General features: G+C 37.2%; 11 protein-coding genes. 2 read left to right on the top strand and 9 right to left on the bottom strand.

Features of this window, described 5'->3' with window-relative positions; genetic code table 11:
* Positions 1 to 2: 2 nt before the first annotated feature.
* The 9 genes from AC07U8_RS04405 to AC07U8_RS04365 all read right to left on the bottom strand — a co-directional run bounded on the left by AC07U8_RS04405 (position 3) and on the right by AC07U8_RS04365 (position 11150).
* Positions 3 to 1085, bottom strand: coding sequence for a hypothetical protein (locus AC07U8_RS04405; protein ID WP_494737394.1), 1083 nt, complete (start codon positions 1083 to 1085; stop codon positions 3 to 5).
* A gap of 203 nt (positions 1086 to 1288) precedes the next feature.
* Positions 1289 to 1744 carry a bacteriohemerythrin gene (locus AC07U8_RS04400; protein ID WP_004819397.1) on the bottom strand — a complete coding sequence of 152 codons (456 nt, stop codon included), beginning with the start codon at positions 1742 to 1744 and terminating at the stop codon, positions 1289 to 1291.
* A 1069-nt stretch (positions 1745 to 2813) separates the two neighbouring features.
* Positions 2814 to 3662, bottom strand: coding sequence for a class II glutamine amidotransferase (locus AC07U8_RS04395; RefSeq protein ID WP_016539214.1), 849 nt, complete (start codon positions 3660 to 3662; stop codon positions 2814 to 2816).
* A 185-nt stretch (positions 3663 to 3847) separates the two neighbouring features.
* Positions 3848 to 4633 (bottom strand): GNAT family N-acetyltransferase, encoded by a 786-nt coding sequence (locus tag AC07U8_RS04390; protein WP_004819394.1) that lies wholly within the window; start codon positions 4631 to 4633, stop codon positions 3848 to 3850.
* A gap of 176 nt (positions 4634 to 4809) precedes the next feature.
* Positions 4810 to 5715 carry an acetylglutamate kinase gene (argB, locus tag AC07U8_RS04385; protein WP_004722746.1) on the bottom strand — a complete coding sequence of 302 codons (906 nt, stop codon included), beginning with the start codon at positions 5713 to 5715 and terminating at the stop codon, positions 4810 to 4812.
* A gap of 58 nt (positions 5716 to 5773) precedes the next feature.
* Positions 5774 to 7213 (bottom strand): phosphomannomutase/phosphoglucomutase, encoded by a 1440-nt coding sequence (locus AC07U8_RS04380; protein WP_315074645.1) that lies wholly within the window; start codon positions 7211 to 7213, stop codon positions 5774 to 5776.
* A 230-nt stretch (positions 7214 to 7443) separates the two neighbouring features.
* Complete coding sequence (gene dut, locus AC07U8_RS04375) at positions 7444 to 7896, bottom strand: dUTP diphosphatase (protein WP_004722748.1); 453 nt, start codon at positions 7894 to 7896, stop codon at positions 7444 to 7446.
* Between the two features lie 100 nt (positions 7897 to 7996).
* Positions 7997 to 10036 carry a UvrD-helicase domain-containing protein gene (locus AC07U8_RS04370; RefSeq protein WP_004722749.1) on the bottom strand — a complete coding sequence of 680 codons (2040 nt, stop codon included), beginning with the start codon at positions 10034 to 10036 and terminating at the stop codon, positions 7997 to 7999.
* A gap of 463 nt (positions 10037 to 10499) precedes the next feature.
* Positions 10500 to 11150, bottom strand: a complete 651-nt coding sequence (locus AC07U8_RS04365) for a YiaD family glycine zipper/OmpA-like lipoprotein (protein ID WP_056514630.1) — start codon at positions 11148 to 11150, stop codon at positions 10500 to 10502.
* A gap of 381 nt (positions 11151 to 11531) precedes the next feature.
* Here AC07U8_RS04365 and yihG point away from each other — a divergent pair, with 381 nt between their 5' ends.
* Positions 11532 to 12449 carry a 1-acylglycerol-3-phosphate O-acyltransferase, YihG family gene (yihG, locus tag AC07U8_RS04360; RefSeq protein ID WP_494737393.1) on the top strand — a complete coding sequence of 306 codons (918 nt, stop codon included), beginning with the start codon at positions 11532 to 11534 and terminating at the stop codon, positions 12447 to 12449.
* Positions 12450 to 12485: 36 nt separating this feature from the next.
* The gene (locus AC07U8_RS04355) at positions 12486 to 13538 is read left to right on the top strand and encodes a preprotein translocase subunit SecA (protein ID WP_494737392.1); all 1053 of its coding nucleotides are present in this window, start codon (positions 12486 to 12488) and stop codon (positions 13536 to 13538) included.
* Positions 13539 to 13652 lie beyond the last annotated feature (114 nt).

Below are 13652 nucleotides of genomic sequence, written 5' to 3'. Positions count from 1 at the left end.
CCTTAAATTAACTGCCCAATATAGGATACCAATGCCAACACAATACTCAAAGGTAAAACAATTCGTACCGCAATACGCCAAATATTATAAAACGCTTCTGAACTAAAATTGATTGCTTTACGCAGATGGCTGATTTTCATGATCCAACCCACAAAGATCGAATAAATCAAGCAAATGACCAAGCCCCAAATCATCAGCAATGGATTAAACAGCACTGCAATGTTTGGAATTGCCCAAATGAATAATGCCACCAACAACACTACAAATTGAATAAGTATTGCGACTTGGCGTTGAGCTAACTGTTCTTTGCCGAGTTGTAATAATAACGCGGCTGAAATGACTGCAGTAAATAATAAAGTATAGGCAGGGATTTGTGCTGAAGCTGCAAAAAAACCAAAGGCAATCACAGCAACCAGTTGCGCAATCCAAATCGGTAAAGCTGTTTTAGATGCCTCATTATTCTGTTGGACATTCAACAAGCTGGTTTGCCAATACAAGCCTAAACCGAGACCTGTGGCCACAAGGGCTAAAATCGTTGCATTGCCCCACTCTTTAAACTCTACAGGAGTAACATGCCAAGCGGATAAGTGTGTACCGAAAACCTGTGCAAGGATTAAAGAAAGCAGTACGCCTAGCGTGATCAAACCCACTAAAATTTGACGAGGCGCAAAAGACAAAGTAAAAGCCACTACAGCGGCACCTGCAAATAACAAATGACCTTCTATCGGTAAATTCGCAATCTGCACAGTACTTTGGCTGATATTCGATAAAATCCCGCCCGCTAAGAATGGAATAAAGATAACAGCCAGCCAACCCACAATACGCCACGATTGAGATGCGTCAGCATCACGAGTTAAGCTAGACAAGGCATTGAGTGCAGTTGTTTTAGAACGCTTTGCTAAAGCAACTTCTAAATAAGTAATCGGCAATGCCAACACCAGCATTGACACTAACCACAATATCCAAAAATCAATTTGCCGATCAATTTGAATATCCAGACTTGGAGCTAAGCCTGCGATAATTATAAATGATAAACAAAATGCCATGAGCGGCGATAACCATCGTGACATAGAATAATCCTGCATGAGGTGTTTCGTAAAAAGTTCTGCTATTTTGCCTTTGTCGATGCTGAAAATCAAAGCTTAAAAGAAAAAAGCAAATCACCCCTCGATGATTTGCTGCGCTAGATCTTGTTATAATCTTTGTTATTTCTTTTTATCCCCTCTGAATTTTTTTAGTTAGAGAGCAGGTGATTCCCATAATTTCACAATCATAAAATGCCTGTAAATTATGAAAAAAATCTTGCAAACCAATTTTTGCCTTTTTTCTTCTCGTTTTCTTTAATGATCCCCATCATATTTAATTTTACAGCCCCCACATAATCTGCATCATCATGTTGAATATGATTAATTAACCATTTAGACAACACCTCATGCAATTCTTTTTCTATAGAATGCCCTTCTTCAAAACTGGTACGATAACTTTCGATACGTTTAATAAATAAGTCATGTACACGTTTATGAGGAACACGGTATTTATAACCCGCTTCTTCTTGTAAGCTTTCTTCAAAGGTAAAATGAGATTGTGTATAGTCAATAATATTATCAAGAATTTGCTTAATACGGGCACGATCCGTTGCCATACCGATTTCATCAATTTCATTGATGTAATCCAAAATCCTTTTATGTTGATCGTCGATCACATCGATACCCGTATTATATTCTGGAATCCATCTCATCTTCATACGATCACCTTAAAATAATGTCTTGACCTTCAGCAACCATATTAACGGCTATCTCTCTAAATAAAAATGAACTGTATTAGTCGGGATTCATTAAAAAAACTATGAAATAAATTAAGTTATTGTTTATTCTTGGATAATATTTTAATCCGCACTAAAAGAGTAAGATATTTTTTAACCAATTATTAAGTTTAAATAATTTTACTGATTGTCTATATTTATTATTTAGCATGAATAAATGATTATAAATGTGTAATCGAAAAGTTTTAAACACCCCCTCAAATGATATTTTTATTTGCACGTTTCCATACGATTACTCGTGATAAAATTACTCAATCATTTTTGCAAAATAAGAAAAAATATTCTTTTGTGATTTTGTTATATTTTTAAATACTTTCTTTATTCAAGTGAAAATTATTTTATATGTGCTATTTTTATCCCACTTATTTCATGATCCACTTTTAAAAGAGCTAAAATATAAATTTTATCACGGCAATTTTATATAATAGACTTCTTTCATAAGTCCTTTTTAAAACCATAAATCAACATAAAAGCGCCCTCATCCTAGCCTTCTCCCAAAGGGAGAAAGAACTTTCAATCCCAATATGATTCACGCCACATCATCATTTTTTGATTTATGAAAGATCTTTAATATTTAAACAATTATAACGATATTATTACTCATTTTTTTCAATAAAATATAATTAAACATTATTATTTCATTATCTTCTCTTTGCTTTAACAACATCAAAATATTCCGTTAAGTCTCAAAAATGACCATCCTATACAATTGAATATGAGACTTTGATCATTCAAAATAATGCGATTTACAATAAATAATCCGAAGTAATTTTTACAGGATATCGTGAAAAAGCCTGCAAACGAATGATAAGGAAATTGCTATCGATCTAAGATAATTCTTGCATCTATAGCTGGTGCAAAAGCACCTATAAAAACCTGAATGGGCTAGATAAATTGATTTTTTTATTTTTACAATTATTTATGTTTAAAAAAACATGTAGTTAGCGAATAACTCCTTCCCCCAATCTCATATGAATTCATTCAGATCAAACTAATATTGATCTGCCTTGGTGACTCTAACCAAACTTGGATCAGCAGCCTCACGAGCAAGTCTTTCGACATGTGTTGTTGCTGTTTTTATCACTTGACCATCTTTAAATAAAATCATCTCACCAGGCTGGTATGCAGTCCAAACTTCATTTTGAGTTAATGGCTCTGTGGTAATCACGGCAACACGATCTTCTTTTGTTGTAAATTGACTAAAATCAATATCAACATCAATATCGACTAAGCGTGCATATGTAAATGGATACTCACGTACAATCCAATGCAGCTTCGTTGTCGCATAACTAAACAAAGCTTGTCCATTGGAGAGGCAAAAATTAAAAGTGCCATATTCTGCAATTTTAGGTGAAATTTCTTCAAGCAAGGCAAATACATCATTTAAACTCGGTTCAAAATAACCAAATCTTAAAACCAGTTGTTCAAGCAAATAACAAAATGCCAGTTCACTGTCGGTACTGCCTACAGGGGTAAAACGCCCCGACAAATGTGGATGAAAGTTATGTAAATCACCATTGTGCGCAAAAATCCACTGTCTGCCCCATAACTCACGAATAAAGGGGTGAGAATTTTCTAAGGTGATTTTACCTTGAGTTGCTTTACGAATATGCGCAATGACATTCCGCGATTTGATTGGATAGTTACGTACCAGTTCAGCAATCGGTGATAAGACTGCAGATTGATTGTCGACAAATAAACGACATGCTTTATCTTCAAAAAAGGCAATACCAAACCCATCAGAATGATCAGAGGTTATTCCTGCACGTTGAGAAAACCCACGAAACGAGAAAGTAATATCAGTGGGAGCAGCGCAGTTCATTCCAAGCAATTGGCACATAGTGTATTCATACAGCATTTTATTTATAAGAATATTGTGCATGACTACGCATCTGCTTGCAAATCTCAATAACTGAAAATAACTGCAAACAGATGCATATTAGACCAATGACTTAACATAGATCAGCAGAATAATTGGGTACTTATTCGCGGCTCAAACTCTAAGTCCCCTTATTTTTCGGACACTCAGCGATTAACCATTTTGTTTAAAACAAAATTTTTGGCAATTTCATTGACATCTAAAAAGACAAAATAATCTAAACAATTAAATGCTTCATCGTGATATGCCTGTTTCGATAAACGCGCATTCATTTTCAAATAGACATCAAACAACTTTGGAATTCGTTCATCTTGTGGAAAGCTATACTCTGGATGACTTGGTTCAAAAGCGAGATTTGCCTTTATATCAATTGACTGTTTGGCAGTCATTTTCTTCAAATGCTGATGTGTATAGTAAGCACGTGCCTTATTGTCTTCCAAACGAATGCTGACACATCCCATTAAGTGTTTTGCCTTCATTTTCCACAGTACTGTCGGAACCAAATTTAACCACAACATCGACAATGCACGTCCATTACGATAACGCGGATGTACACAAGTACGGCCTATTTCCACAATATTAGATAGATGTGAAAGTTGAGAAACATCAAATTCTTGTGCGCTATAACTACGTGCAAGCTCATGCCCCTGAATCAACTTCAGGCGTGTATAGGCAACAATCTCATTGCTCCATTTATCACGTAATACCGCATGCTCACAATCAAGGTCATATAAATCTTGATCTAATCCATTTTCAAATGTAATGCCAAACTGATCTGCGAATTGTACTGCACGAAATTTTTGTACTTCTTTGAGTTGTTTCAGGTCTTCAACCCATTCAAATTTATATTGTGATTGTGCTTTTTTAGGTTTTGGTAAGGGTAAATTTAAGTTCTGGAAGTTCTGACGATACTGATTTAATTTTGCGAACATATTTTCGACTCCTTGAGCTTTTACTTACACTAGGCAATCCCGATGACACTTATATGACGAAAAAATGACCGTTTAAAAACACGCTATGAATGGTGAGTTTGAAATAAAATCGGCAAAATAAAAAAGCCAATGTTTTCACACTGGCATTTTAAAAAAAATAATCTATAGATTAAAAATTATTTCTGAGGCTTGGCACGGTTGGTAATTAAGGTTCCTACACCATGATCGGTAAAGATTTCTAAGAGTGTTGCATGAGGTACCCGCCCATCTACAATGTGCGCACTCACAACCCCACCTTTAACCGCATCTAAGGCACAACCCACTTTAGGAATCATGCCCCCGTAAATCACCCCAGTTTCAATGAGACGATCGACTTCTTGAGTACTAAGACCAGTCAGGAGGTTTTTATTTTCATCTAAAACACCTGATATATTGGTCAATAGAATCAATTTTTCCGCGCCCAAAGCTTCTGCCACTTTACCTGCGACCAAATCGGCATTGATATTATAAGTTTGACCGTCTTCATCTACACCTAAAGGCGCAATCACTGGAATAAAATCACTTTGGGTAAACATTTCTAAAACGTCAGTTTTAACCCCAGTCACTTCCCCAACTAGACCTAAGTCAATTTGCGTGACTGTACCATCAGCAAGTGTCTTTTCCATCAAGAGCTTTTGAGCACGCAATAAATTACCGTCTTTACCCGTTAAACCAATGGCACGTCCACCATGCTGATTAATCAGATTAACGATAGATTTATTGACGCTGCCGCCTAAAACCATCTCGACCACTTCCATGGTTGCAGGATCCGTTACCCGCATTCCATCAATACGATCAGACTCACGCCCCAACTGTTTAAGCAATGAATCTACTTGTGGACCACCACCATGTACGACAATCGGATTTAAACCTACAGTTTTGAGTAAAACGATATCGCGAGCAAATGAGCTTTCCAACTCTGGATCAGTCATTGCATTGCCACCATATTTTACAACGAGTGTTTTACCTGAAAATCGTTGAATATATGGCAAAGCCTCTGTCAATATTTGCGCTTTGTCGATGCCAGTATGCTGATGTGGCATTCGCCTCTCCTTAGTGAGCTGTAGGAATTAGACTGATGAATATGGATGATGCAAGAAATCAGTGTGCCTGTAGAATATCTTGGGCGATCATAGGATAACGATCACTGAGCATAGACGCAAATGTCTGACGAATTTCATTTAAACAATTTGGACAATCTGCATCAAAACGTACGGTAAAATATTCACCTGTATTTGATGCCCGCATAATGCCAAAACCATGCTCAAAATCAAGGCGAACACCATCAATTTTACTCAGCTCAGCACCAAATTGTTGACTGAGCTCTTCAATCTCATTCAAAACAATTTTCGGATCAGTTCGATGGGTACTGATATAAGTATCTTCAGTATAAAAACGGTCAGGATAACAGGCTAAGATTTCAGACAATGTTGCTTGAGGAAAACAACATAAGTATTCCATCACACGTAAAGCCGCATATAGACCATCGTCATAACCAAGTCCACGCCCATCATTAAATACATAATGACCTGCGTACTCACCACCAAAGACAGCTTGGCCTTTTGATTGCGACATGTATTTGCGTAAAAAACTACTACCAGTCCGAATCATCTTGGCTCGACCGCCCAAACGTTCAACCACTTGACGTACCATAGATGAACATTTCACATCAAATACAATTTCATGCTGTGGATGATCTTTTAAACACATTTGGGCAAACAATGCTAAAAGCCGATCCGCTGAAATAATATGGGCATTTTCATCCAATAGAACCACACGATCGCCATCACCATCTAAAGCAATACCAATGTCTGCCTGATGATTAAGTACATTTTGTCGTAATAATTCTAAATGTGTGGCTTGTGAAGGATCCGGTGCATGGTCGGGGAAGTTTCCATCAGCATTACAGCGTAATGCAATCACCTCACAACCCAATTTTTTTAAAACAAGATTGGCACAATAGCCTGCTGAACCATTTAAGCCATCAATCACGACTTTAAGTGGTCGGGTTAACTGAATATCTTTTAATAACGCAGACTGATAGGACAGACAAAATTCAGATTTAATTTGATGAGTCGCGCTTGGAATCACAGATTCGGCATCAATCCATGACAACTGTTCACTTTGCAGATAATTTTTTGCTTGAATGCCTATGTTTTGAATCATTTCAGGAGACGGTGGCTCAAACTGCATAATCCATTTAATACCATTGTCGGTTTTTGGATTATGACTGGCTGTGACCATGATGCCATTGCCCTGCGTATTTCTTGCGGCAAAGTACAATTGTGGTGTAGCACAACAACCTATTTCAGTGACTTCAATGTCTTTATTTTGAAATACCTGTTTGATAATTTGAGCATACGCAGGACTGCTTAATCGAGCATCGTATCCCAAGGTAATTTTTGATTGACCCTTTTCAATCAGTTGATCAACTAAAGCATATGCGATTGCCTGAATCAATTCAGGTGGCATCATTTCAACTTTTCCACGAATATCATAAGCGCGGAAAATCTGAAAAGGAAAATCATTCATCTTTTTCATAAGCAAAACTTCTATTTGCTTAACCCTTTATTTCGTCAGCTTTATCGCTCTAATGATAAGCAAGCAATTCATTTATATGAGAATATTTATATCGGGTCAAATGCAATATACTAAAAAACTCTTGATAATATATTCAATTTTATATACAGCGTTATACATACTTTTTGTTACAATTCAATATAACATTAAAAAAGCCTGATAAATCAGGCTTTAAAAATGATGAGAAAAACTTAGTTCTTCCCAGTGTGACCAAAACCACCAGCACCACGTTCAGTCGCTTCAAATTCACTTACAATATCAAATTGCGCTTGAACTACAGGCACCAAAACATACTGTGCTAAACGCTCACCTGGTTCTAAAGTAAAGGTGGTTTGACCACGATTCCAAACAGAAACCATCAATTCGCCTTGATAATCTGAATCAATTAAGCCAACCAAGTTGCCCAATACGATCCCATGCTTATGGCCCAAGCCCGAACGTGGTAAAACCAGACCAGCAAAATTAGTATCTTCAATATAAATGGCCATACCTGTTTTAACCAACACAGTTTGACCAGGTTCAATTTGAATCGCTTCTTCTACACATGCACGTAAGTCCAAACCCGCTGAACCTGTTGTTGCATATGTTGGCATTGGCCATTCTTGACCTAAACGTTGATCAAGTACTTTTACTTGAACTTTCATATTGAAATCCTTGGTTAAATAAAGCTGTTAAAAGTTCTTCTATGTCTTTCGATCTGTTTAAAATCAAATCGAAAGAAAAATAAAAGAACTGATTTAAAAATTAACGTTTTAATAACGCTTTTAAGTTTTGTAAATATTGCTGTGCCTGTTGTTTAGGATCAACATTTTCAGCTAATTTTTTCTTACGCCCTAACCAATCCAACTCATCTTGTGGTAATTCATCCAAGAAGCGGCTTGGGGTCATTTGTTTCATTTGCCCACCATTTTTACGTTGCTCAGCCAAAGTTAAGGTTAAGCCTTGTTGTGCACGGGTAATACCCACATACATTAAACGGCGTTCTTCCTCGATCGTTTCAGCGGCAATGGAGTTCTTATGTGGCAGAAGTTCTTCTTCTAAGCCCATAATATAAACAAATGGAAATTCCAGACCTTTAGATGCATGTAATGTCAGCAGGTTGACCTTATCGGTGTCTTCATCTTCCTGTTGTTGCTCAAGCATATCCAGCAACACCATTTTACGAATCACACTTTCAATGTTCTTTTCATCTACATCTTCAGCACGATTGATTAAGCTTTGAATACTGGTATAGAGCATCTCCACATTATCAATCTTGGTTTTTTCTTGTGCAGGCGTTGCCGCAGTTTCACGTAAATAATCGATATAGCCTGCATCATTCATCATTTGACGAATTTTAGGAACAGGTTCATCGTCATCTAACAATTCACGAGTGAAATCATTGATAAAGCCAGCAAACTCAGCCAATTGTGTGGTGGCCTTTTTCGGCATTACCATAGTTAAGCGTTGATCACTTGCCGCAGCCAACAGTGATAAATGATTTTCTTGGGCAAAAAGACCTAACTTTTCAAGTGTTACAGGGCCAATTGCACGTTTAGGCGTATTGATAATACGAAGGAAAGCACTGTCATCTTCAGGGTTGATGATGATACGCAAGTAGCTCATCACATCTTTAATTTCTGCACGACCAAAGAAAGATTGACCACCAGAGAGCTTGTATGGAATCTGCATTTGACGTAGCTGAGTTTCCAATACACGTGCTTGGAAATTTCCGCGATACAACACCGCATAATCTTTCCAGTTTTTGCCATTCATCAATTTATGCGTAAGTAGATCTTTTACTACACGTTCAGATTCATCATCATCATTACGACAGGTGATGATTCGAATGACCTCACCATGACCTTTATCACTCCACAACTTTTTATCGAAGATATGTGGGTTATTTTCAATGACATGGTTCGCGGCTTTTAAAATACGACTGGTAGAGCGGTAGTTTTGCTCCAGCTTGATCACTTTTAAATTACGAAAATCTTCTTTGAGCAATGCCATATTTTCAGGCTTTGCGCCACGCCATGCATAAATGGATTGGTCATCATCACCTACAGCGGTGAACTGCCCCATCACACCGACCAGTAATTTTACCAAAATATATTGCGCGGTATTGGTATCTTGATACTCATCCACAAGTAGATAGCGAACCCGGTTTTGCCAGCGATCACGAACTTCAGCATTGTCTTGTAAGAGACGTGTTGGCATTACGATCAGATCATCAAAATCTACAGCATTATAAGCCCGTAAATTTCGCTCATATAATTGATACAAGTGGGCAAACTGCACATCTTCTGGTGTTTCACAAGTCGTATGTGCTTGCTCAGGCACAATCAAATCATTTTTCCAATCTGAAATCTTTTTCATGGCTTTAGCAATCAATTCTTTGCTTTCAGCACCCGATAAATTATCACGATGCATCAAGTCCATAAGAATACGCTTACAGTCATCGGCATCAAGGATTGAGAAATTATTTTTAAGTGGAGTATTTTTCAGCTCAATTCTTAATAAATTTAAACCAAAGGTATGGAAGGTTGAAACTGAAAGCCCTTTCCCTTCTTCTTTACCCAACAACTTACCCACACGTTCTTTCATTTCACGTGCAGCTTTATTGGTAAAAGTCATTGCGGTAATTCGATGCGCAGGAATCCCACACTGCTGGACCAAATACGCAATTTTTCTTGTAATTACTGAGGTTTTACCTGAACCCGCCCCTGCAAGTACTAACAAGGGTCCTTGAGTATATTTCATGGCTTCAAGTTGCTTGTCATTCAGTTGACTTGCTTTCGACATTGTTCATCCTCTAAAAACTTCGAGCTCGATTATAGTCATCTAAAGTAGAGTTGCAAAATGCTTAATTTGAATTTTTCCAATATAAAAACCAGATAAAAATAATTTCAGTTAAATTCTGCTTTAGTTTCAAACGTTCTTGTTTCAATACTCTATTTTGCTCTGAGCTGTTGTTATTCAGTTAACTGGTGATCACGTGGCGAAAGCATAACCAAAAGCTATCACCCAAAGCCATCATAACGGATAACACATTGCAGCAAGAAGAAAGACCGTTAGCGCATCGCCTCTCGTTTTAATCATAAAAAACCTTAACCTGATCCTTAAACGGATTGATGCGGTTTAAGGAAAATTTGGAGCATAAAAAAAGGAATCATAGCGAACCATGATTCCTTTTTAATAACTTCAACTCAATGCCTTCAACTAAAAAATACGCTACTGTTGTTACGATTTCTTAGTTTGTCGCATATTAGTTTGCTGCATAAATGCTGATTTCTACACGACGATTCTGTTCACGACCCGCAGCAGTAGAGTTATCTGCGATTGGGTTTTGTGAGCCATAACCTTGAGTATCAATACGGCTTTGCACGCCTTTACCTTTAAGGTAGTTTGCAACTGAGTATGCACGGTTTTGAGACAATGGAATATTGATTGAATCATTACCCGTATTATCTGTATAACCCGTTACAAGAATTACACTCTTGTTATCTTCCATTAAAGTTTGTGCAACTTTATTTAAAGTACCGTAGAAGTTCGGTTTAATTGATGACTTGTTGGTATCAAATGTGATGCTACCAGGCATAACTAAAGCTACAGAACCATCTGGATTACGGTTAACTTCTACACCAGTGCCCTGCATTTGCTGACGTAATTTTTTCTCTTTATTGTCTAGATAAAGACCAGTACCCGCACCTAAAAGCGCACCAATTGCTGCTGCACGATTGTTTTGTGCAGATGAGTTTGCATTACCACGAGACAAACCATAGCCCGCTGCTGCACCGATCAAACCACCAATAGCAGATTTGTCGTACTCCATACCGCCGATATTATTACCAGTTGATTGACAGCCAGAAAGTACTAAAGCCCCTGCTGTAAGTGTTGTAATTAATAGTGCACGCATTGCATGCCTCCAAGTTGTGTTTTTTGTTAGCTTAATTTTGGTATAAAAAACAAAGCACCACTATAGGCGTTTTGTTAACAATCACGTATTTTTTTACATTTTGTAATATTTACAACAAAATTTACAAAAGTGATCATCATAATTTGTACATAGTCATTAAATGTGTCTTTTTTAATTGCATTGTAACGACTATATTTAGGAGCTCTGGACAATTCGTCTATGTTTACAACGATGTATATTTTTAGCAAATACGAAGCAGCAAATCTGAAATCTAGGCATTCTAAATGAAGACTAACATGGTTTCCCGAGATCGCAACGTCATAGTAAAAAATATCCTCGTCGCTTGAACTGGCACTCACAATAAATCATTAGGACTGTTCTATGTCATCTCAACAGCAGAAGCAACCTATTTTAAAAAAAATTACGAAAGGTTTAACCGTTGGCTCAGTGATTACTGGTAGTACTTTTTTTCACGGTCCTCCTGTTTTGGCTTTAGGCTTGACCAAATTATTTAAAAAGTCAAAAAAGGTGGATGAAACCAATATCAACATCACCAATAGTTGGTTAAGCGTCAATAATTGGTTGATTGATCATGTTCTTCCAGAAACACAATGGGACATTACCGTTGATGAAAACTTGGATTTAAATATGCAAGGTCGTTATTTGATGACCTGTAATCATCAAAGTTGGGTCGATACCACCGTAAACCAATATTTTGGCTTAACACGCATGCCACTCACCCGTTTTTTCACCAAATGGGAACTGATCTTTATACCGTTTGTCGGGCAAGCCTTTAAAATTCTTGGCTTTCCGATGATGAAACGCCATACAAAAGAGCAGATTGCAAAAAATCCTGAACTCAAAACGCGTGACATGGAAGAAGCCCGTAAAGCCTGTGAACAGCTATTAAGCCAGCCTTTTACCCTGCTCAACTATCTTGAAGGAACACGCTTTACCCGAGAAAAACATGCTCAACAACAATCACCTTTTACCAATTTACTTAAACCTAAGGCTGGTGGACTCGCACTCGCTTTAAGTATCTTAGGTGATAAGATTGACGCACTGGTGGATATGACCATTGTGTATCCAGATGGTGCACCCGGTTATGGCGAGTTTTGGTTAGGCGAAGTGCCTCGAATTGCAGTCAATATGCGTAAAATTGAGATTCCTGAATGGGTACTGGGCGGCAATTATGAAGATGATGCAGAATATCGCGAACGCTTTCAAAACTGGGTTGATGATTTATGGACTGAAAAAGATCAACTGATTAGCACCATAAAACAAAAATATAACCACTAAATTTCAATTGAAGAAAAACCACAGAATAGGATGGATATGACAGAGCAAGTTCCACCACTCGAAAATAGTGCAGAAACGAAAAACGATATGTCACGAGGATGGTGGATCGCTTTTGGTTATGACATCTTTATGATGTTTATTATCATCTTTAACTTATTCTGTTTATGTGCCAATGCTTTTTTAATGAGTAATTTTGGTGATTGGCTTTTCAATGAAATTCATTTACCGCAAGTTTTACAGTATTACAAAACAGATCTGCACCCATGGGTGATTAAAACCGAAAGCTGGTTTATTACCTTTTTGATTGTTGAATTGGGCATTCGCTGGCTCATCGCAATCATCAACAAACACCATGCGCGTTGGTTTTTCTTTCCATTTATTCATTGGTATGAAATTTTAGCGATTATTCCTTATTTACGTTTTTTACGTTTAATTCGGGTCGGTATTATTGCTTACCATTTTCATGAGTTAGGTTATAAGGTCATTCCCGACAACATTCTAAAACGTGTGCTGTTTTATTATCGGGTGGTAATGGAAGAATTATCTGACCGCGTGGTTATTACAGTCATTGACGGAATCAAACATGAATTAGACACCAGCTCAAGTCATAAGAAAATCATTCATGATTTGATTGACCATCATAGAGAGCGTTTTGCACAAACTTTAGCGGAAGTCTTACAAGAGTCTTTAGCCACTGAATTAAAAGCACAAAGTCATGTGATTAGCCATAATGTTGGACAGATTGTACGTCAAGCCATTGAAGACACTCCGCAATTGACTCAATTATTGCGCATGATCCCAATTGCAGGCAGTATGATTGAAAATCAGATTCAAAATATTGGGCAACAGTTAGGTGAGAATATTACCCAAGGATTGGTGGAACCTTTCACTGAAGGCAATTTATACAATCCAAACGCGACCTATCAACTAATTTCAACCAAATTAAGCCAGTTAAATATTGAAAATCAGAAGCTTGAAGAACTAGTTGAATCTGTAGTCTATGAAAGTTTAGAATCGTTAAGGAAACAAGTGAAAGTAAAACAATGGCAGCTTGAATTAGAAAAAAATGATCAAGTAAAAGATGAGTGATTCAAAGAATAAGCAATTCATTGAAAATATTTGTATCTTTGCTAGAGAAATCATTCAATATGTTCTAGCATTTGCCCTATTTCACAATTTTTGACGCTTAGATAGAAAAATTTA

It is taken from the genome of Acinetobacter sp. GW821-FHT01E09 (genome assembly GCF_059422385.1).
Note: the sequence above shows the minus strand (reverse complement) of the source record. Positions and strands in the feature narration are given on the sequence as shown.

What these genes read in the sequence shown, in the direction of transcription:
- AC07U8_RS04380 (WP_315074645.1), bottom strand. Translation starts at nt 7,213, where the DNA reads ATGAAAAAGATGAATGATTTTCCTTTTCAGATTTTCCGCGCTTATGAT.
- yihG (WP_494737393.1), top strand. Translation starts at nt 11,532, where the DNA reads ATGTCATCTCAACAGCAGAAGCAACCTATTTTAAAAAAAATTACGAAA.
- AC07U8_RS04365 (WP_056514630.1), bottom strand. Translation starts at nt 11,150, where the DNA reads ATGCGTGCACTATTAATTACAACACTTACAGCAGGGGCTTTAGTACTT.
- AC07U8_RS04400 (WP_004819397.1), bottom strand. Translation starts at nt 1,744, where the DNA reads ATGAAGATGAGATGGATTCCAGAATATAATACGGGTATCGATGTGATC.
- AC07U8_RS04395 (WP_016539214.1), bottom strand. Translation starts at nt 3,662, where the DNA reads ATGTGCCAATTGCTTGGAATGAACTGCGCTGCTCCCACTGATATTACT.
- dut (WP_004722748.1), bottom strand. Translation starts at nt 7,896, where the DNA reads ATGAAAGTTCAAGTAAAAGTACTTGATCAACGTTTAGGTCAAGAATGG.
- AC07U8_RS04370 (WP_004722749.1), bottom strand. Translation starts at nt 10,036, where the DNA reads ATGTCGAAAGCAAGTCAACTGAATGACAAGCAACTTGAAGCCATGAAA.
- argB (WP_004722746.1), bottom strand. Translation starts at nt 5,715, where the DNA reads ATGCCACATCAGCATACTGGCATCGACAAAGCGCAAATATTGACAGAG.
- AC07U8_RS04405 (WP_494737394.1), bottom strand. Translation starts at nt 1,085, where the DNA reads ATGCAGGATTATTCTATGTCACGATGGTTATCGCCGCTCATGGCATTT.
- AC07U8_RS04355 (WP_494737392.1), top strand. Translation starts at nt 12,486, where the DNA reads ATGACAGAGCAAGTTCCACCACTCGAAAATAGTGCAGAAACGAAAAAC.
- AC07U8_RS04390 (WP_004819394.1), bottom strand. Translation starts at nt 4,633, where the DNA reads ATGTTCGCAAAATTAAATCAGTATCGTCAGAACTTCCAGAACTTAAAT.